Origin of the sequence: Mesosutterella faecium (genome assembly GCF_022809315.2) — a bacterium.
Taxonomy (GTDB): Bacteria; Pseudomonadota; Gammaproteobacteria; order Burkholderiales; family Burkholderiaceae_F; genus Mesosutterella; species Mesosutterella faecium.
Window position 1 is genome coordinate 140,611 of sequence record NZ_JAKZJU020000002.1, and the last position, 20,387, is coordinate 160,997.

Annotated in this window: 14 protein-coding genes; 4 read left to right on the plus strand and 10 right to left on the minus strand. The window is 59.4% G+C overall.

The annotated features are described in order from the left end of the window. Positions 1-98 precede the first annotated feature (98 nt). Together MUN46_RS11030 and MUN46_RS11035 are read right to left on the minus strand one after the other, a co-directional pair. A complete protein-coding gene (locus MUN46_RS11030) occupies positions 99-1,319 on the minus strand; it encodes an aminotransferase class I/II-fold pyridoxal phosphate-dependent enzyme (RefSeq protein WP_237978366.1) in 1,221 nt (406 codons plus the stop codon). 225 nt (positions 1,320-1,544) lie between these two features. Beyond that, positions 1,545-3,710: an autotransporter outer membrane beta-barrel domain-containing protein gene (locus tag MUN46_RS11035; protein WP_243375979.1), complete on the minus strand. Its 2,166-nt coding sequence runs from the start codon at positions 3,708-3,710 to the stop codon at positions 1,545-1,547. A 473-nt stretch (positions 3,711-4,183) separates the two neighbouring features. Here MUN46_RS11035 and MUN46_RS11040 point away from each other — a divergent pair, with 473 nt between their 5' ends. Further along, complete coding sequence (locus MUN46_RS11040; protein ID WP_237978364.1) at positions 4,184-4,420, plus strand: AbrB/MazE/SpoVT family DNA-binding domain-containing protein; 237 nt, start codon at positions 4,184-4,186, stop codon at positions 4,418-4,420. A gap of 260 nt (positions 4,421-4,680) precedes the next feature. Here the strand turns inward: MUN46_RS11040 and phoU are convergent, their stop codons facing one another. The 5 genes from phoU to MUN46_RS11065 all read right to left on the minus strand — a co-directional run bounded on the left by phoU (position 4,681) and on the right by MUN46_RS11065 (position 8,938). Continuing rightward, entirely contained in the window at positions 4,681-5,400 is a 720-nt protein-coding gene (phoU, locus tag MUN46_RS11045; RefSeq protein ID WP_237978363.1) for a phosphate signaling complex protein PhoU, read from the minus strand. A gap of 27 nt (positions 5,401-5,427) precedes the next feature. Further along, on the minus strand, positions 5,428-6,231 hold the full coding sequence (gene pstB, locus MUN46_RS11050; protein WP_237978362.1) for a phosphate ABC transporter ATP-binding protein PstB: 804 nt from the start codon (positions 6,229-6,231) through the stop codon (positions 5,428-5,430). Positions 6,232-6,255: 24 nt separating this feature from the next. Next, entirely contained in the window at positions 6,256-7,119 is an 864-nt protein-coding gene (gene pstA, locus MUN46_RS11055) for a phosphate ABC transporter permease PstA (protein ID WP_243375980.1), read from the minus strand. Continuing rightward, positions 7,116-8,018: a phosphate ABC transporter permease subunit PstC gene (gene pstC / locus MUN46_RS11060; RefSeq protein ID WP_243375981.1), complete on the minus strand. Its 903-nt coding sequence runs from the start codon at positions 8,016-8,018 to the stop codon at positions 7,116-7,118. The genes pstA and pstC overlap by 4 nt, the downstream gene beginning before the upstream one ends. Positions 8,019-8,107: 89 nt before the next feature. Next, entirely contained in the window at positions 8,108-8,938 is an 831-nt protein-coding gene (locus tag MUN46_RS11065; RefSeq protein WP_243375982.1) for a PstS family phosphate ABC transporter substrate-binding protein, read from the minus strand. 466 nt (positions 8,939-9,404) lie between these two features. On the opposite strand from MUN46_RS11065, the gene MUN46_RS11070 reads away from it, so the two are divergent. Together MUN46_RS11070 and MUN46_RS11075 are read left to right on the plus strand one after the other, a co-directional pair. After that, positions 9,405-9,665 carry a DUF2968 domain-containing protein gene (locus MUN46_RS11070; protein WP_243375983.1) on the plus strand — a complete coding sequence of 87 codons (261 nt, stop codon included), beginning with the start codon at positions 9,405-9,407 and terminating at the stop codon, positions 9,663-9,665. A 601-nt stretch (positions 9,666-10,266) separates the two neighbouring features. After that, positions 10,267-11,283: a LysR family transcriptional regulator gene (locus MUN46_RS11075; RefSeq protein ID WP_243375984.1), complete on the plus strand. Its 1,017-nt coding sequence runs from the start codon at positions 10,267-10,269 to the stop codon at positions 11,281-11,283. Here the strand turns inward: MUN46_RS11075 and MUN46_RS11080 are convergent. Both MUN46_RS11080 and dcuC read right to left on the minus strand, forming a co-directional pair. Next, complete coding sequence (locus tag MUN46_RS11080; protein ID WP_237978356.1) at positions 11,280-12,500, minus strand: M20 metallopeptidase family protein; 1,221 nt, start codon at positions 12,498-12,500, stop codon at positions 11,280-11,282. The two genes, MUN46_RS11075 and MUN46_RS11080, sit on opposite strands and share 4 nt — an antisense overlap. 90 nt (positions 12,501-12,590) lie before the next feature. Beyond that, positions 12,591-13,961, minus strand: coding sequence for a C4-dicarboxylate transporter DcuC (gene dcuC / locus MUN46_RS11085; RefSeq protein ID WP_243375985.1), 1,371 nt, complete (start codon positions 13,959-13,961; stop codon positions 12,591-12,593). Positions 13,962-14,635: 674 nt separating this feature from the next. Between dcuC and ahpC the strand changes: the two genes are divergently transcribed. Further along, complete coding sequence (gene ahpC, locus MUN46_RS11090) at positions 14,636-15,199, plus strand: alkyl hydroperoxide reductase subunit C (protein ID WP_237978354.1); 564 nt, start codon at positions 14,636-14,638, stop codon at positions 15,197-15,199. A gap of 150 nt (positions 15,200-15,349) precedes the next feature. On the opposite strand, the gene MUN46_RS11095 is transcribed toward ahpC, so the two are convergent. Next, the gene (locus MUN46_RS11095; protein ID WP_285230638.1) at positions 15,350-20,191 is read right to left on the minus strand and encodes a hypothetical protein; all 4,842 of its coding nucleotides are present in this window, start codon (positions 20,189-20,191) and stop codon (positions 15,350-15,352) included. Between the last annotated feature and the right edge of the window lie 196 nt (positions 20,192-20,387).

Sequence of the window (20,387 nt, forward strand, 5' to 3'; positions counted from 1 at the left end):
GGCTTTCTCCGGATGCAGAAAGCCCGCACCGAGGCCTGGGTCTTAAGGCGGGCACCGCCTTTGAAAGGAGGGAGGGCCTCCGGCGCCGCCTGTCCCTTTTAGTCCTGGCGGTAGTCCGCGAAGAAGTTTTTCAGCCTCGTGAGCGCCTCGGTGAGCTGCGGCACCTCCGAGAGGTAGACGATGCGGAAATGATCCGGGTGAATCCAGTGGAAGCCCGCCCCGTGCGTGATGAGAATCTTCTCACGCTTCAGGAGGTCTAGCGCGAAGCGCTCGTCGTCCGTGATCCCGAAGCGCTTCGTGTCCATCTTCGGGAAGATGTAGAAGGCGGCGTCAGGCCGCTCGAAGGTGATGCCGGGGATTTCGGAGAGGAGCCTGCAGACGCAGTCGCGCTGCTCGTAGACGCGGCCTCCGGGCACGAGCATCTTCTCGGTTTCCTCGGGCATTGCGAGCGCCGGCGCGATGAGCGACTGCGCGGGCACGTTCGAGCAGAGCCGCATCGCAGAGAGCAGGTTCAGGCCCTCGATGTAGCCTTTCTTGCGCTCCTTGTTGCCCGCGAGGCACATCCAGCCGCAGCGGTAGCCCGCCATGAGGTGGGACTTCGAGAGCCCGTTCAGACTCACGGTGAGAAGGTCCGGCGCGAGCGAGGCAAGCGCCGTGTGCTTCTTGCCGTCCATCACGAGCCGGTCGTAGATCTCGTCGGCAAAAAGGATCAGATCGTGCTCGCGGGCGATCTTCACGATGCCCTCAAGGATTTCCTTCGGATAGAGCACGCCGGTCGGATTGTTCGGGTTGATGACCACGATGCCCTTGGTGCGGTCCGTCACCTTCGAGGCCATGTCCTTCAGGTCCGGGTACCAGTGCGACTTCTCGTCGCAGATGTAGTGCACGGCCTTACCGCCCGCGAGAGTCACCGAGGCAGTCCACAGCGGATAGTCCGGTGCGGGCACGAGCACCTCGTCGCCGTTGTCGAGCAGCCCCTGCATCGACATCGTGATCAGCTCGCTTACGCCGTTGCCGGTGTAGATGTCGCCCACCCCCACGTTCGGGATGTCCTTCTTCCTGCAGTACTCGGCGATCGCCTCGCGGGCCGACAGCAGTCCGTGGGAATCCGAGTACCCCTCGGTGTCGGGCAGGTTCTCGCGCAGCTTCTCGACCAGAGACTCGGGCGTCTTGAAGTTGAAGTAGGCGGGGTTCCCGATGTTGAGCTTCAGGACGTCTTCTCCCGCCCGGCACATGCGGTTCGCCTCATCCATGATGGGGCCGCGGATGTCGTAGCAGACATGATCGAGTTTATGCGACTTGAGGTAGGTCTTCTGCATGATCAGAACCTTTGGCGCCGGATTTCGGGCGCAGGAATTTTTAGAAATTACTGAGGGATATTAGCTCAGGGAAGGCGCCCGGGCGGCCGGCCACCCCAAAACAGCGGGACGCCAAAAACAAAGTCCTGCCTTTCGGGGTGACGAGGATCCCCGCGAAAGGCAGGACTGGAGGAAAACGACAGGAAACTGCCCCGGGCCGCGTGCGGCCCGGGAGCTCAGGCCCTTTTACCAGACGTAGCGCAGGCCGACGTTCCAGCGCCAGTTTTCCTTGATGTCGCCGCAGCTCGTGCGCTCGAGGTCGAGGTAGGTGTAGGCCTGCTTGCTGAGATTGAAGTTCGCGCCCACCGCGTACTCGACCCAGCCGCCGTCGAGCTCGTCCTTGTAGGAGCGGCTCGCCAGCGCGTTGCTCGCCTTGTACTTGTAGTCGCCCTCGAACTCATAGGCGCCGGAGACGCGGGCATAGATCGTGCCCTTCTTCTGCGGGAGGTTCAGGCCGGCGCGCACACCGAGCCGGCCCACCAGAGAATTGAAGTTGTCCTGGTCGATCGTGGTGCCGCTCGCGGAGCGGAACTTGTCGCCGTCGACGAAGCTGTAGGTGAGCTCGGCCTGGGGCTCGACGAAGACGCTCTCGTTCACGTTCCAGTGCCAGCCCGCCTCTGCGCTCAGGCTGAAGGCGTTGTTGTCATAGGAGCCGCTGAAGCCGTTCAGGCTGAAGTCCGTGGAGATGCGTCCGTACTTGCCGATCAGGTCGACGAAGAGGCCCGAGTCATCCATCCAGGTGCCGTAGACGGAGAGCGTGTAGGTGTCGCCGTCTCCGCTGCCCTTCTTGTAGCTCGTGTCGCTGTCGGTGTAGCTGAAGGCCGCGCCGAGCTTCCAGTTGCGCGGCAAGCCGAAGTCCGCGCCCAGCTGAACGGAGTTGTTCTTCGTGGTGAGGCTCTGCGCCCCGTATTCCTGCTCGGAGCCGTAAACGCGGACCCAGGTGCCGACGCCCTTCGCGCTGTCGCGAAGCTCGCCCATGCGCTTTTCGAGGTCGTTCGTCTCATGGCGCCAGGTGAGGATGGAGGCCTTGGACAAGGCGCCGAAGGCTTCCTGGCGGGAGTTCCTGCTCTCGACCACGGCGCCCACGGTTCCGTCGGCCTTGGTCTCGCGGGTGATCGCGCCCACGATGTCGCCTTCAGCCACGTTCTGCACGAGATCGACGCCCTGGGTGCCGCCGTTCACGCTGAGAGACCGCAGGGTGTCGAGGTCGGAGGCGCTAGAAGCCTGGTCGGCGGTGATGCCGACATAGTTTTCAGTGATCTTCGGAGTCGATCCGGAGGCGACCGAAGAGACGTTCACCTTGGCGCTCTTTAGCGTTCCGTTGGTCTTTTCGGCAGCAACGTTGAGGGTGCCGCCCGTGCCCGAGAGGGTGGTGACGTCAACCGACTGGGAAGGCGACTGCGTCACGTTGATGACGCCGTTGTCAAGCTTCACGGAGTTCACGGCGAGGGCGGAGGACTTTTCGCCTTCCTCCCAGGGCTGAGGATCCGTCACGTTCCAGGCGGCGCCGTCGGAGAGCGCGAGGTTCAGCCCGGCCACCTGCCCGTTCTTCTGGATCTCCTCGTCGGTCCAGGATTCCGGAACCTGGCGGAAGACGTTGCCAGTCCAGGAGGAGCCGCTGCCCTTCAGATTGATGTTCACGGTGGCGTCGATCTCGTTGCCGGAGCCGGCAGCGCTGCCCGGCGTCTCGAAGGCGATGTCGCCCTTCAGGACCACGGTGCCGTCGCCCTTCTGGTTGATGTTGGTGGTGGAGTGTCCGCGCACGTCCATGAGCGACATGTTGTCGGTTGCCGTAAGGTCGCCGTTGATCTCAAGATAACCGTTGGAGTAGGCCGACATCGCGTATCCGTTCGGAGCGCTGATGGTGGTCTTTCCGCCGTTGATGACGACAGAGGCGGTACCTTCAGGCGCGGTTTCCTGATCCGTGTTGTTTTGCGTGAGCACGCTCCAGAAGCCGTCGGAGGTGACGCTGATGTTTTGCCCCGCGAGAACGACGTGCCCGCCCTTAAGGGCGAGGACTCCGATCGCGCTCTCCCCGCCTGTCGCGCTCACCGTCAGCCGGCTGGTTTCGGAAGTGCCGATGTTCAGCTCGCCGGAAGTTGAGGCCTGAATCGCCCTGGGATTGCCGTAAACCGCAATAGTGTCGCCCGAGGCGGTACCGACGGCGCCGCTGCCGTTGGCATAGAGCGCCTGGCTGATGGGGTTCGCCTCCGATCCCACCGTAATCGAAGGATCGCCGACCAGGTTAAATGAGGCAGACTGCTGGGCGTCGAGCGTGAGCGCGCCGGCAGACGCAGACAAGGCTGCCGCAGTTACAGCCACAGACAGAAGGCTCAGTGAATATTGCTTCATTGTTATTTCATCCCCCTCAAAATTCGAATGTGCCACCGTGATTATTTCAACCGGTCCCTTGAGCCATGGCCTTCGCGGTCATGTGTAAACTATTTTAAATAGTGCAAAATCTATAAATCCATGGGAGGGGGTAGAGTTTGTTCCATATTGACGTAGAGTATTTTGTGTATATTTTTCTGCCGGAAAATTCGGATTTTGACTTCTGAACTTTTTAGGTGTAAGGTTCAAAGACATATTTATATTCTGAGGATAGGTTTTCTGATGATCCGCCAGCTGTCCCATTTCGACAGCATGTGCATGTGCATGTGCCAGATGACGCGGCTTTCCAAAGCTGTAGCGTCCGGTTCTGCACGGTCAGAAAAAAGATAGTCCTTAAAGCAGAAAACCAGATCCGCTACAAAGAGAAGAGCCGCAGACAAAACTGCGGCTCTTTTTTTATTCGCATTCGTTTATTCAGGCAGGGAGAATTCAACATGGCAAATCGTCTTACCATTAAGGGCCAGGTCACCATTCCGAAGGAAGTCCGGGATTTTCTGGGGCTCAAGAGCGGGGACTCGCTCGTTGAGTTTCGGATCAATCCGGCCGGCGCGGTCGAAGTCGTGAAGGCGGCCCCCAAAAACCGGGCCTCGGAATCGCGCCGCTCTTCGGCGCGATGTCATGCGCGCCCCGGCATCGACGTCCTGTCGCTGCTCTCCGGGGTCTGCATCTGAGCCTTCTGCGCGCCTGAAAAAAGACGCGGCTTTAAGAAAAAAGAAGAGAAGCCCCCTTCCCTCTTTTTCAGGCATGGTCCGCTGAAAGCCCGGCACCCGCACCCCGGGGCCCTCCCTCCCCTCGAGGAAGGAGTTCCCCCAAAAGCGCAGGCGGCCCGCCACGAGGATTCGAGGCGGGCCGGAGGAATAAAAAGCGGCAGTGCCTTTTTTTTAAAAGAGCATTGCCAAAAAGGGCTGAGCTTGTATCTTGGCTCTCGGTCTCAGCCTTCCACCGAGTCGGGGCGAACGCTGCCTGGCCCCGGCTCCGTGTAAAACTCATGATGGATGTCTGCTCCCTCGCAGATGTAGATCACGGTCTCCGCAATGTTCTTCACGTGGTCGCCCACCCGCTCGATGGATTTGGCGATCCAGGCCGCGATGATCTCGGAGCGCAGGGCTTCGCGCTTCACCCCGTGGGTTTCGATGAGGCCGGCGATCAGGGCATGGAACACGTCGTCGATGCCGCGGTCAAGCCCGATCACCTGCCGGGCCACGACCGCGTCGCGGTCCTTGAGGGACCGAAGCGCCTCGCGGATCATGAGGTCCGCGGTGCTGAAGGCGGGCGCGAGGGCCGCGGCCATCGTCTTGCGGGCCGGGTCGGCCGGATCGAAGTAGCCGATCGTCCGGGCGATGTTCCTTGCCTCGTCGCCCATGCGCTCCAGATCCACCGAGACGCGACTCACGCCGAGCATCAGCCGCAGGTCTCCGGCCGCAGGCTGCCGGCGGGCGAATATCGACTCGATCTCCCGGTCGATTCTCACCTCCCAGCCGTTTACCTCGGAGTCCTTGCGGACCACCTCTTCGGCCCGGCCGTCGTCAAAGGCCTGCAGCGCGGCGCCGGCAAGCGCGAGCTGCGCGCGCACGAGCTGCCCCATCGAAAGCGTGTGGGCGAGCAGCTCTTCGAGCTCACCGTCGAATTTCGCGACAATATGCGCGTTCATCTCTTCTTCTCCTTTTTCCGCGCCCGGTCAGCCGAAGCGCCCCGTAATGTAGTCCTCGGTTTCCTTTTTCTTCGGGTGCGTGAACATGTCGGAGGTGGCGCCCACCTCGACGATCTGCCCCAGATAGAGAAAGACGGTGACGTCGGAGACGCGGGCCGCCTGCTGCATGTTGTGCGTGACGATCACCACGGTGTAGTCATTCTTCAGCTCGTCGACGAGGTTCTCGATCTTGGAGGTCGAGATCGGGTCCAGGGCCGAGCAGGGCTCGTCAAGAAGCAGCACTTCGGGCTTCACGGCGACGCCGCGCGCGATGCACAGCCTCTGCTGCTGGCCGCCCGAAAGGCTGGTGCCGGGCCGTGCGAGCTTGTCCTTCACGTCATCCCAGAGCGCGGCCTTCTTCAGCGCCCACTCGACCCGCTCGTCAAGGTCGGCCTTCGAGATCTTCTCGCGCAGACGCACACCGTAGGCGACGTTCTCGTAGATGCTCATCGGAAACGGGGTCGGGCGCTGGAAGACCATGCCCACCCGAGTGCGCAGCGCGCAGTCGTCGACCCCGGGCCCAAGGATGTTCTGCCCGTCGAGCAGGATCTCGCCCTCGGCCCTTATGCCCGGGTAGAGGTCGTACATGCGGTTGAAGGTGCGCAGCAGCGTCGACTTGCCGCAGCCCGAGGGGCCGATGAAGGCGGTGACGCAGCCCTTCGGGATCGTGAGCGAGATGTCTTTCAGGGCCCGCGAGCTGCCGTAGTAAAAGTTCAGATGCTTCACCTCGATCTTCGCCTCGCGGGCGCGCGGATCAGTCGAACTGGTGAAAAGCGATTCATATCCGTTCATAGTGGCTTGCTTTCCAAATAACCGTTAGTGTTTGCCGCGGCGGAACTCTCGGATGAGAATGGCCGCAAGGCTCATGGCGAAGACGAGCACCACAAGAACCACGGAGGCGCCGTACTGCAGGGGCCTGGTCGCCTCGATGTCGGTGCCGGAGGTCGCCATCACGTAGATGTGATAGGGCAGTGCCATCACCGGCTCGAAGGGCGAGACGCCCTCCTTCGGCGTGAAGAAGACCGCGCCCGTGTACATGATCGCGGCGGTTTCGCCCGCGGCGCGGGCGAGCGCGAGGATCGCGCCGGTCATGATGCCCGGCAACGCCGAGGGCAGCACGATCTTCATGATCGTTTCGCGGCGCGTGGCCCCGAGGGCGAGGCTCGCCTCACGCCAGTCGCCCGGAACCTGCTTCAAGGCGCTTTCCGTCGTGTTGATGATGATGGGCAGCGACAGCACTGCAAGCGTGAGGATCCCCGAAAGGAGGCTCACCCCGAACCCGCAGAAGACGGAGAAGAACGTTAGGCCGAACAGCCCGAAGACAATCGAGGGGACGCCTGCGAGGTTCGCGATCGAAAGCCGCAGCAGCACCACCGCAGGCGTGTCGCGGCTGTACTCGTTCAGGTACACGGCGCTAGCCACCCCGAGGGGCAGCGCGAAGAAAAGCGCCCCCAGCGCGAGCAGCGCCGTGCCGACGATGCAGGGGAAGACCCCGCCCGCGGTCATCATGTCGCGCGGCGGCTGCGTGAGGAAATCCCAGCCGAGCACGGGCCAGGCATTCACGATGAGCACGCCCAGCACGCCGAAAAGCGCAAGGACGCTCGCCGCCGCCGCGAGTCTCATGGCCGCAAAGCCTGCGATGCCCGCGGCCTGCCGCAGCCCGAAGTTTTTGAGTTTCATGATCCCTCCTTCAGCGCAAAGCGCCGGGTGAGGTTCCAGGCGATCACGTTGAAGACGAACGTAATGAAGAAAAGGACCAGGCCTGCGGCATAAAGCGCGTGGTAGTGCTCGCCGCCCACGGCGGCCTCGGCCATTTCAGCAGCGATGCCGGCGGTGAGAGGACGCACGGGGTCAAAGAGACTTTCGGGAAGGATGCCGGCCCCGCCCGCGACCATGAGAACTACCATCGTTTCGCCGATCGCACGCGAAATCGCAAGCATCACGGCCGTGCCGATACCGCCCAGGGCCCAGCGCAGCTCCACGCGGCAGAGGGTCTCCCAGCGGGTGGCTCCGAGCCCGAGGCTTGCCTCGCGCATCTGGGCGGGCACGTTGTTAAGCGCGTCCTCGGAGATTGAGGCGATCGTCGGCACGCACATGAAGGCGAGCATCAGCCCCGCGTTGAAGAGGTTGAGCCCCGTGGTGAGGTTGAACGTCTGCTGTAGCCAGGGCGCCACGACCACAAGGCCGAAAAAGCCGATCACCACCGAGGGCAGCGCCGCCATGAGCTCGATCACGGGCTTGAGGAAGCGGGTCACCGCCGGAGGAAAGGCGCAGTGCATGGCCGCGGCGGTGAGCACTCCGATCGGCACCGCGATCACGGTCGTCACGGCGGCGACCGAAAGAGATCCCACGATCATGGCCCCGATTCCGAAAACCGGAGGATCATCAGTCGGGTACCACTCCGTGGAGAAGAAAAACTGATGCAGGGGGACGTCCCTCAGAATCGGAAACGCCTGCGTGAAAAGAAACACGACAATGGCCGCGAGCGCGAGAACGCTCACGGCTGCAACGGCTGCGAGGGAATTTCTGAAAAGCCCCTCGTGCCTGTCGCCCGCGGGGGCGGCCGCAGAAGAAGTCATTCGATTGAGCCTTGCATTAAAGGCTCCCGCGAAAGGGAGGAGAGAAACCCCCGCGGGAGCACTTTTTTCAGTAGGAACAGCCGGACCGGTTATTTGCCAAGAGGAACGTAGCCCGCCTTGGCGACATACTGCTGGCCGCTCCTGCTCAGGGTGTAGTCGATCAGCTTCTTCGCGTCGCCCGCGGGAGCCTTGGCGGTGAAGAGGAAGAGGTCGCGGGCGATCGGCCAGGTCTTCTTGCGGGCGGCTTCAGCGGAGGGCTTGACGCCGTTCACCGAGAGGCCCTTCACCTGCTTGCCGAGATAGCCCACGCCGATGTACCCGATTGCGTTGGGGTTGCCGGCCACAGCCTGGACAACGCCGCCGTTCGAGCTCTGCAGCAGCGCGCGCTGGGAGACGCGAGTCTTGCCCATCACGAGCTCCTGCCAGCATTCGAACGTGCCGGAGGAGGAGTCGCGGCCGACCACGACGATCGGGGCGTCAGAACCGCCCACTTCCTTCCAGTTCTTCACGTTGCCGGCGAAGATCCCGCGGATCTGATCCTTGGATAGGCCCGCCACCTTGTTCTTCGGGTTCACCACCGGAATGATGGCGTCATGAGCGATCGTGATCTTCACGGGCTTGATGCCGTGCGCTCCGAAGTCAGCCACTTCCTTTTCCTTCATGTCGCGGCTGGACATGGCGATGTCGGTCGTGCCGTCGCGCAGAGCCTTGATGCCGTTGCCGGACCCGGTTCCGGAGATCGTCACCGTGATGTCCCTGTGCTGCTTGTGGAAGGCCTCGGTCACCTGCTGCATGATCGGTAGCACCGTGGTGGAGCCGTTCAGGTTCAGGGTGCCGGCGAAGGCAGAGGAGGAGAACATCACGGAGGCGGCCAAAAGGGCAGCGACGGCAGCCTTGGAACGCAGGAACTTGAGAGTCATCTTTTATTTTTCCATCAGTAGAAAAGAAATCAAGTGCGGGTGCTTTCCTCCCGCACAGGTTGAAAGTATGGAGAGGCGTTGTGTCAGCCCCGTGACGGTTTTGTGACGGATTGATGACAGAAAAATAAATTCACTCAGGCTTTTGATTTTTTTGTATTAGACGCAGGCCTGCCGTCAAACAGGCGGCAGGCCCTGAGGAAAAATCCGGCTGGCGGAAAAAGGGATTTCCCCCGTTTTTTCCATAACCAGCCCCTGCCGAGAGGTCCTGCGGCAGGCGCCTCTCAAACCCCCTGTGCCAGGTTGAACAACTTACATTATTTTAAATGTCAAAAAATATTAATATCATTTTTATGAACTTGCTTTCTGCAATTGAAACGCGGCGGTCTTATGCGCGTTCTGGTACACAGCAGACTCCGGCAACCTCCTCGTGTCTGCGGGGTACTCAATCAGCGGGGTCAGCTCCAATATGCTTAACGCCGGCCTCATCTACCGCTTCGGCAGCGACTTCAGGCACGCCGTGGACTACAGGCAGGTCGCGCTTGACGCTAAGAACCGCTCGAATGATCTCCAGGCACAGCTTTCTGCCTCCAGGACCTGCGAGGAAAACATGGCCAAAGACCTGCAGGCGGCCCGCGATCATTCCAATCAGCTGGAGTCCGAGCTGACTGCTGTCAAGGCGCAGCTTTCCAAGCTGGCTGCAAAGGTGGAGGCGCTTTCCGCCAAGTAAGCCGCTTAAACGGAAAGAAGCCCTTGGCTCCCTCCGCCCGACAGGGAGCCGGGAAACGAGAGAAGGGGATTTTTCAATCGAAGAATCCCGGTGGGATCTCCGCCTCAAGGCATACGAGCCGGGGATCCCTTTTGTTATGCCCCCTGCCACGGCCGGCGCCAGCTTTGTCTACAGGAAATCAGCCATCCGGGATGATTTGGCCAGCCCGATCCGACTGACTTGCTTCGCCTTGCCTAGCGGCTTTCCCCTTCCAAAGAACCTCTCTCTTTCACAGGCCGGTCCTTTCCGGACTCCTGGCGTCCCTGACGGAAAGGTGCGGGCAATGGCGGCGATTCACTTTTTATAATTTTTAATTAGATTTATAAAAACAGTGATTCTTAATTTTTTCAACATTAGAAATTCAGAAATACTGTGCTGAAATTTAGATCCGCAGCCTAAAGCCTCCAATGGCTGTCTGAACTGCGCTGCGGCCTCCTTGCGCCTGCTATTCCCGGCAGCACCATGCGCCCTTTCAACCTCTTAGAAAATCCTCTTGCTGCTTTTTCGCGCGTTTAAACTTGAATCCCGGCGCGTTCCGCGCCTGACTTCGGAAAATCACGCCATGGCCGAGCCGCTTCCCAGCAGAAACATCAGTCTGAAAAAAAGCCTTTTCAACAAGGACTTTGAGATCTTCCTGAGCCTCTGCGAGACTCGCTCCTTTCGAAAGACGGCGCAGCTCGCGGAGCTGTCAGTCGCCTCGGTCTCGCGAATTTTGAGCGAGCTCGAGGCCTCGCTGGGGGTCCTTTTGTTCGACCGCTCGCGCCGCCCCGCCTCGCTCACGGCCGAAGGCCGCCGCCTGGAAAGCGAGCTGCGCCCCTGCATGCGGCAGTTTGAAAAAAGCGTTACGGAAATCCGGCTCATGAGCCGCATCAGGCCTTCCCTCAGGATCGGCTTCATCGACAGCTTTTCCTACGACATCGCCCCGGCCTTCATCAGAAAAATGGCCCCGTCGCTGCAGAGGATCTCGTGCCTCACGGGAGGCGCGGACCGCCTCTGCGAGCGGCTTGCCGCTCGGGAAGTGGACGTCATCCTTTCCATCAACCCCTGCTTTGAAGCCCCGGGGCTGCGCCGCTTCAAGCTGCTCACCGAACCCTCGGTCATCATTTTCCCACGCAGCGCAGCCCCCGCAGCCTTCAGTCCGGGCAGCTGGCGGGAGCTCGCCTTCTGCGGTCTGCCCTTCATCCACAACTACCGCTCGAGCGGCGGGGGCAGGCTTGAGGACGGGCATTTCCAGACCCACGACATCCCCGTCTGCGGCAACATCTACACCGACAGCATCGGGATGCGCATGAAGCTCGTGGCCCAGGGGCTGGGCTGGGCCATTATCCGACCGCTGTCTCTGCTGCAGCACCTGGAGCTCCTCGAGGAGTTGCGCGTCCTGCCCTCTCCTCCGCCGGGACTGTCAAGATCCATCTACGTCCTTGCGGAAGCGAGCGTCCCCTCCGAGCTCTTCACCCGGATCATCACGGAGCTGCACGGCATCATCCGGGACGATATCCTCGGGCGCATCGCGCCGCTGCTGCCGCAGGGGACTGCGGGCATCGAGCTCCGTCCTCTGCCCGAAGCCCTGAAGGACTAGCCCTGGCAGGCCTGCCCGAAGGCAAACGGAATGGCCGCCATCACGGCTGCGGCATCTGAGAGCACCGCGTCGTTTACGAGAAAGGCGGGATCGTGCTGAGGCTGGCCAACGCCCTTTCCCTCGTCCTTCATGCCCATGAAGTAAAGACAGGACGGAACCCGGGCGGAATATTCACGAAAGTCCTCCGAGCCCGTGAGCATGTCGACGTCCTTCACACGCCCGCTTCCTAGAATCGCGCCTGCCGCGCTGCGCACCACCGAGACCATCGCCGGGTTATTCATCACGGCCGGCCCGTTGATGAGGAGGCTGTATTCGGTCCTGCAGCGATGGGCCTGCGCGGTGAGCGATGCAAGCTCCCCCAGCCGCTTGCCCATAAACCGCACTAGATCCTCGCGCGCTGCCCGGATCGTGCCCGAGAGCGTCACTTCCTGCGGGATCACGTTGGTCGCGGTCCCCCCGTGGATGGTGCCCACCGTGATCAGTGCGGGTTCGATCGGACTCGTTTCCCGCGAGACGATCGTCTGCAGACCGCAGACGATCTGGGAGGCCGTCGTGACCGGATCGCACCCCAGGTGAGGGCTCGCGCCGTGAGTGCCCTTGCCGATCACCTTCAGGCTGAAGCGCCCCGAAGCCATCATAGTCGCGCCCTCGCGGACAAAGACCTTCCCGGCCTCGAATATCCCCCAGACGTGCATGCCGAACATCGCGTCCACGCCTTCGAGCGCGCCGCTGCGCACGACGTAGCCCGCCCCAGAGAGCGGCTTTTCAAAAATCTTCGTGCGCGTCTCTTCCGCGGGCTGGAAAAAGATTTTCACCCGCACCGGCAGATCTTTCTCGTATAGCTTCAGGATTCGGGCGGCAGCGAGCATGCAGGCGGCATGGGCGTCATGCCCGCAGGCGTGCATGACCCCGGGGTTCTTCGACTGGTAGAGCAGCCCTGTCTGCTCGGCAATCGGCAGAGCGTCGATGTCGCAGCGCAGCCCCACGCAGCGGCCGCCCTGCCCCACGTACGTGCAAAGCCCCGTTCCGACCGGGCCGAACCCCACCTGGATGTCCCTGTAGCCAAAGGACTCAAGCTCCCTGCGGATGAACTCCGTGGTGCCCGTCTCCTTGAAGGAAAGCTCGGGGTTCTCGTGCAGATGGTGCCTCCAGCCCACGATCGAGTCCTGCATTGCGCGGGCCTCGGCCTTGATTGCCTCATAAATATCAGGATTCATATTGCGCCTCTTTTATGTCCGCCCGGGCCGTCCCTTCCTCCCCCTCCCCCCAAAAAAATGAGAGAAAGAGGCGGTCGGGACCGGCCTGCTTCAGCCCAGAAGAAGATAGTTGCCGATCATCATCACGATCCAGCCCCCGAGCATCGGGATTGCCGTGCGGCGGATGATGGCGATCGGCGTGATGCCGGCCGCGGCAGCCACCACAATCGTGGCGCCCGCCACTGGCGAGATACCGCGGGCGAGCCCCGCCGTAAACTGCATGGAGGAGATGAGCTGGGTCACGTCCCCGCCCAGGCCCGCGGCCACATCGGTCGCGATGGACCCCAGACTCGTGAGCGCGCCCACGCCGCTGCCTGTGAGGAAGGCGACGATCGCGATCAGGCCCGAAAGGACACCGGCCATCCCGGTCATGCCGAAGCCACCGTAGTTCGCGCATTTGAGCAGCAGGTCGATCAGACCGCAGAGCTTGATGCCGGTCGCGAAGATCTGGGCCGCAATGATGAGGGACACAATCGTGGTGAAGAGCGACCCCATGCCCTTGATCATCGCCATCGCGTCCTCGCAGACCTTCATCAGGTCGCGGCGGCGGATGAGCTCGACCACGACGCCGATGATCCAGGAAAGAAAGAGCGCGGTCACGGTGTTGAGCTGGATCGACTGGTAGCCGAACTTCGAGAACACGCAAAGGAGCGCGATCGGCAGGACCGGCAGAATCGCATAGCCCGAGGGGCCGACCGGCATCAGCTTTCCGCTGTCAAAGACGGAGTCCGTGTAGACGTCGTCATTCTTCCGGTCGTAGTAGCGCTGGACGAAGAAGTTGAGCACCGCGATCGTGATGATCATGGGGATCGCGACCGGCAGCTGGTACTGGACGAAATAGACGATCGGCTCGATGTTGGCGATTTTCGCCGCAAAAAGCGCCGTGCCCGTGCCGGGCCCCATTCCGATCGTGCCCGAGCAGAAGATAGCGGCCGCTGCACCCGCCCGGGAGACGCCGAGCTTGAGCAGGATCGGGTACATCGTGGTGAGCAGCAGCATCGCCAGCCCTCCGTGGCTCGGGACGACCGGGCACATCGCCGCGCCCAGCATGTAGCAGAGCGCGAGCACGAGATACGGGCTCTTGAGCGCCTTAAGCGGGGAAATGCAGACCTTCACCAGGGCGCCCGAAGCGCCTATGCGCTCCATGTACTTCGCGAAGCCCCCGGCCACCATGATGATCATACCGATGCCGGCCACCTGCTTCACGCTCGCGAGCCGGATCAGGTCGATGAGGTCGAACCAGACAAGCCCCGTGGACTTCGCGCCCTTAGGCAAAATGTGGTCGGCCCCGAACAGGATCGCAATGGCGATCATGATCAGGCCCGAGCCCAGAAGGACAATGACAGTGGGATATCGCTTGATGACGAGCCACCCTGTGGCAATGGTCACAAGCACCGCTAGAAATGACGCCAGATATTCCATGGTGAGGTCTCCTCATGAAAACCGCCTGTTGTTCTGGAATTGCGCGGATTCAGAAACAACTATCTGACTTCACGTGAAATTTTTAAATCATGTTTCGCGCCGCGAAAACTGACGTTTTGTTTTCTGCCGGTTCTGCGGCTGGCAAAATCGTTTCTAAATAACCCCAGGAAAAAGAGGGCCGGCGCCGGCAGAATCATCCTTTCATTGTTTTTAACAGTTATAAACAATCGTTCTATGATTTTTTCAATGTAAAAATAAAAACAGCCGCTCCGGCGGCCCGGACGCCGTGCGCTCGGGGAAAAAGCGGAAGCGCTCCTGCCTTGAGGGCGGAAGAACAAAGAAGGACTTCCCCGTCTTTCCCCAAAGGGGCAGGAGCCTGGCAGGCGGTTTCTTTTTGCCCGCCGCCCCGAAAGCCCTGGCAGGGCCCGCTTTTTTCCCCGGCGCTGAGACTTCAGGGAAGGCCCCCCGGCCCTGCCCCACCCTTTCCTTCCTGCCCTCTTTTATCTATCCCCTGCGCTCAAGGCCCCGGCGCCCCTCTTTCGGAGGAGAGGGAAAACCTGAGTGGCTTTGTCGGGTATTATTCGTAAAATAAAAATCATTCTCGATACGAACCAAAGGGCCTCGATCGCAGAAACGCTTTTTTCGGCCCTTTTATTACGCCAAGGAAAACATTCATGTCTCTCATCAACAAGGAAGTTGCCGACTTCACCGCCTCCGCCTACCAGGCCGACAAGTTCATCACTGTGAGCAAGAAGGACATTCTCGGCAAGTGGTCCGTCTTCATGTTCTATCCCGCGGACTTCACTTTCGTGTGCCCGACCGAGCTCTCCGACCTGAACGACCAGTACGAGGCCTTCAAGAAGATCGGCTGCGAAGTCTTCTCCGTGTCGACCGACTCCCAGTTCGTGCACAAGGCCTGGCACGACGCCTCGGAGACGATCCGCGCGCTGCGCTTCCCGATGCTCTCGGACAGCAACCATGAGCTCTCCCGCGACTTCGGCGTGCTCATTGAAAAGGCGGGCCAGGCCGAGCGCGGCACCTTCGTCGTGGATCCCGACGGCCGCATCAAGGCCTACGAAGTGGTGGACGGCAACATCGGCCGCAACGCCGAGGAGCTGCTGCGCCAGGTCGAAGCCCTGCAGTATGTGCGCGAGCACGGCGACCTCGCCTGCCCGGCGCGCTGGAAGCCCGGCAAGAAGACCCTGAAGCCCGGCATTGATCTCGTCGGCAAGATCTGATTTCCTTTTCCCGGGGGCTAACCCCGGGAAACATGTCGGAAATACTTCACCGCCGCAAAAACAAATTCCCGACTAACAGTTCAAGTTAACCGGGAATTTAGTTTTAAGAAGCTCCTTTAAAAGTCGTTGGGAGCTACGAAGTTAAATCACTTAATGAAGCAGAGATTCGACCTTCGCCGCCAACGCATTGAACTTTTCCTTCATCTTCCCGAGTTCAGACTCAAGAGTGCTGGCTCGTGCCTCTGCTTTGTCACGGCTCTTTATGAGTTCATCCACCTTTTCCGCAAGGCTGTTCTCGCGTGTTATAGAGGCTGACAGCCGTCCCTCCAGGTCATTTGAACGGCTGACGGCCTGTTGCGCCAGCTGGCGGTAATCGACAGCGTGCCTGAAGTTTCCGCCAAACCTGTATGTCAGGCCAGCGTTGATCATGTTGGAATCAGAGCCGCTGTTCGCATAGCCTGCTGAAAGCAGAAGATTGCCAGAATCAGTCGGATACCAGAAAGCTCCGATGGAAGCCGCCGTCCTGTCTTTATAGTGTCCAACGCCTGCGGCTAGCATGAACCGGTGATCCGGATCGAAGTCGACAGGATGGAGTGCCGCCAGGGCAGCTGCGTCGGCTCCTGCCTGGTTAATGCGCCGGCTCATATGATTGTTCAGCCGCTGGATCTGGTAGTCGACAAAGCCAACATTGGCGGCGCTCGTAGGATCGCTCGGGTTGGTGGCAACCCCGGTGAGGACACGTGTCTGGCCCATGCCGCCCGTGATGTCAATCGTGGAGGCGGTTCCTCCCGCATCGATCGTGATCGTATCGCCATCTGTCTGAACAAGCGAAGACATTTTGTTCACATTCTGGATGGCTGTGTAGACAGTGCCGCCGGAAACAAGCCCGGTATTGCCATTTTCGACTGAGCCCGTTCCGAGTTTTTCCTGCCAGGAAGCCACATCGTCTGCGCTTAGGTTGCTTGCATTTCGATCAGCTTTCTTGTCCATGTCTTCTTTCATGACGGACTTGATCGCGTTATCGGAGACATTGACGGTGTAAGTATCGGCAGTGCCTTCCGAACCTTTGGTGACCGTCGTGTTCTGCCCGGCCAGTACCTTTATCGACTCCTTTGCGAGGTTTCTGATGACGCCCTTCCCGCTTTCGCTGACATTTCCTAAATCCGTCTTCGCATAGTTCTGATCCAAATTGCCAACGGTCGCATTGATTGAGCTGATCGCAGAATCAAGGAGGTTGATATTCTGGCCGGCTGTATTGCCCGAACTGACAATGGTGCCGTCAGCGGAACGAGTTTCCGCATAAACAGTCTTTCCTGTCACAAGGCCGCTGCTGTTTGAATCCACTGTCCCAGTTCCGAGAGCACGTTGCCAGTTCGCAGTATTTATGACCGATGTGTCTGCATTGACGATACTGCTTGCCGCCTTGTCAAGGGCTGTGATGTTTTGCCCCGTGGTCTGTTCCGGCTTTACATATGCGCCGGCCTGAGACGGGCGGACTTCGTCGTAAATTCCGCCGCTGGTGACAAGAGCCTGGCTGTTTTTGCTGACTTGATCGCTGATGTCTGCGCCAGGCGAATTAGTTTTCACGGCAAGATTAAAACTCTTTACTCCCTGGTTATTCGTGGTTTCATTGACTGTCACCGAGCCATCAGAGCTGGAAATATTGATGAGTTTGGTGATGTTTTCCTTGCCTGCCGCAGAAATATTGTCCAAATCGCTTGAGGCCCGTTTTCCGATCTGAGCATCCAAGACAGACAAGTTCTGAGCAACAGAATTGTTCGGCTGGATGTAATTGCCTGCAGCGGTCGGGCGGACTTCCCTGTAGAGGATTCCGCCGGTCACTAGGCCGGCATTGCCGGAAGCGACGGCTCCATTGCCAAGTTTGTTTTGCCAGGCCTGAATATCGGCCTCCGAGAGGTTGTCAGCGGCCAGGTTCGCCTTTGCATCCAGATCTCCCTGAACCGCTCCCTTGATGCTGTCGCTGCTCACATTGACTGCGTAGGTCTTCGCGTCCCCCTCTGCGCCTTCCGTGACCGTCGTGTTGGTGCCGGCCACCACCTTCACCGACTCCTTCGCGAGGCCGCGGACCGCGGCCTTGCCGGCGTCCGTGACGTTCGAAAGGTCGGTCTTCGAATAAGTGTTCCCCAGCCCGCTGATCGTCGAGTTGATCGTCCCGATGTCTGTGGCGTTCTGGGCGGCCTTGTCGGCATTGGCCTTCACATGCGTGTCAAGCAAGGCCAGGTTCTCGCCCGCAGTCTTCGCCGACTTCACATAATTCCCATCAGCTTCCGGACGTACTTCGGTATAAACCGAACCGCCCGTCACGAGGCCTATGTTGCCAGAGGCGACTGAACCGTTGCCCAGTTTGCCCTGCCAGGCCTGCACATGGGCCTCCGACAGGTTGTCAGCCGCGAGGTTAGCCTTAGCATCCAGGTCTGCCTTAACCGCACCCTTGATGCTGTCATTGCTCACATTGACTGCGTAGGTCTTCGCGTCCCCCTCTGCGCCTTCCGTGACCGTCGTGTTGGTGCCGGCCACCACCTTCACCGACTCCTTCGCGAGGCCGCGGACCGCGGCCTTGCCGGCGTCCGTGACGTTCGAAAGGTCGGTCTTCGAATAAGTGTTCCCCAGCCCGCTGATCGTCGAGTTGATCGTCCCGATGTCTGTGGCGTTCTGGGCGGCCTTGTCGGCATTGGCCTTCACATGCGTGTCAAGCAAGGCCAGGTTCTCGCCCGCAGTCTTCGCCGACTTCACATAATTCCCATCAGCTTCCGGACGTACTTCGGTATAAACCGAACCGCCCGTCACGAGGCCTGTGTTGCCAGAGGCGACTGAACCGTTGCCCAGTTTGCCCTGCCAGGCCTGAATATCGGCCTCCGAGAGGTTGTCAGCGGCCAGGTTCGCCTTCGCATCCAGATCTCCCTGAACCGCTCCCTTGATGCTGTCGCTGCTCACATTGACTGCGTAGGTCTTCGCGTCCCCCTCTGCGCCTTCCGTGACCGTCGTGTTGGTGCCGGCCACCACCTTCACCGACTCCTTCGCGAGGCCGCGGACCGCGGCCTTGCCGGCGTCCGTGACGTTCGAAAGGTCGGTTTTCGAATAAGTGTTCCCCAGCCCGGCGATCGTCGCGTTCACCGTCCCGATGTCCGCGGCGTTCTGGGCCGCCTTGTCGGCATTGGCCTTCACATGCGTGTCAAGGGCGGCGAGGTTCTCGCCTGTGGTCTGCGCCGACTTCACATAAGCCCCGTCGGAAGCCGGGCGAACTTCTTTATAAACAGCGCCTCCTGAAACAGCATTCGAGTCATTTTCTGCCACTGTGTCGCTGACAGTGGCCCCGGGGATATTAACTTTAAGGTCGTAGCTCTTTGCACCGCTTGTCGAATTGACGTTTTCGGTGACAGAAACCGTGCCATCGCTGCTGGAAACAGATTCAACAATCTGATTCATGGCGGCGGCGTCCTGTGCGTTCACGCCGTTTGCGATCCTCACGATTCGGTTGTTTTTCGCTGCTGCTTCAGCCTGGGTGTCGCTCGAACCAAAGGACACTGTGCGGGTCGTGTCCGCAGCGCTGCCGGTGCCGATCGCCACGGCGTCTCTCGCGGTAACCGACGCGGAGGAGCCGATGGCTACGCTGTTTGAAGCAGCCTCAGAAGTGGACGCGCCATTGCCCCCAACAACAACGGAGTAGGCTCCGGCCGCTGTTCCATTCTGACCGCCAACGACGGTTGAATAGTTTCCGGAAGCGGTGTTTTGATAGCCGCCGTCTAAAGTGGAATATTCACCAGAACCGGTGTTGCCGAAGCCGCCGTTAACCGCTGAATAGTCTCCTGATGCCTTGTTCAGGTAACCGCCGTTAATTGCGGAGTATTTACCTGAAGTTGCGTTGTTATTGCCCCCAACAATGGTGGAGTATTCACTGCGGACTTGATTGCCGCTACCGCCAATGGCAGTTGCATAATCTGCATAAATGCTATTGGCATTGCCGCCGATTATCGTTGCAAATTGGCTAGAGGCGGTGTGTGACGAACCACCGACTATGACTGAATAGTCTCCTGAAGCGTTATTCGATGAACCACCATCAATAGTTGCATATTTCCCAACGATCAGATTCGACGCGCCCCCGTTGATAGTCCCATAGGGATCTAGAACCGTATTAGAGGATCCTCCGTTGATCGTGCCGAACTCGGGCTGCTCAGAGCTGCTTGTCGACAGATTCCAAATATGATTATTGCTGCCGCCATTAATCGTTGCGTAATTTGCCCTGGCCTGACCGGCCTGTCCTCCATTTATCGTCGCAAAATCAGCAGACGCAACGGCATATGTCACAGAAGTATCAGACCATGCTCCCCCGCCACCGTTAATCGTTGAGAATTTGCCTGACGCGGCGTTGTACTTTCCCCCGTTGACAGTCGCATATTCCCCGTCGGTCTGCACAATATAGCCACCGTTTATGGTCCCATATTTCCCATTGACTCGCGATATGAAGCTGCCGTTTATAGTTCCATAATCGGCATTTGCCTCAATTGCTGTGTACCGACCGCCATTTATCGTGCTGTGAACTGCGCTTGCCCTAACTCCGGCGCCGCCGTTAATGGTCGAGTAGTCCCCTTGCGCAAAATTCTTCTCGGAATAAGTTCCCGTGCCAGGGCTTTCGAATGTCCCTGTAGTATCGCTACCGCCGTTGATGGTTGAATATTTTCCAGAGGCGGTTCCTTCCTGCCCCCCGTTAATTGTCGAATAATCGCCCGTGGCCGTGTTCCCCTGGCCGCCATTTACTGTTGAAAAGTCACCGGCCAGTGCCTGAGGCGCGCAAAAGGAAGAAATCAATAAGCTGCAGAAAACGGCAACTGGAGTCTTTTTAAAGCGAGCGGAATTTACCCCCCCCCAAAAAAAATACACCTGTAATAATTTGATTTCATTTAATTTCCTCAGACAATTTAAGTGGAATTCTTTGGCTTTGTTTTCTTTATAAACGTAAAGACTCGTTAACAAATACCTTAAATATTTAACTCATGTATAAAAAATGTGTCAATAGGGCTTGAGTTCCCAAGCTCCTCTTTAACAAATCACCGCGTTGAATAAGTTAAATTAAGAAATTTTATGTATATAAGTGATAATTCACTGATTTATTTAAATATCATGATCATTTTGGTAGCGCAGTGGACAGTCATATCGAAGGAGCACAGGG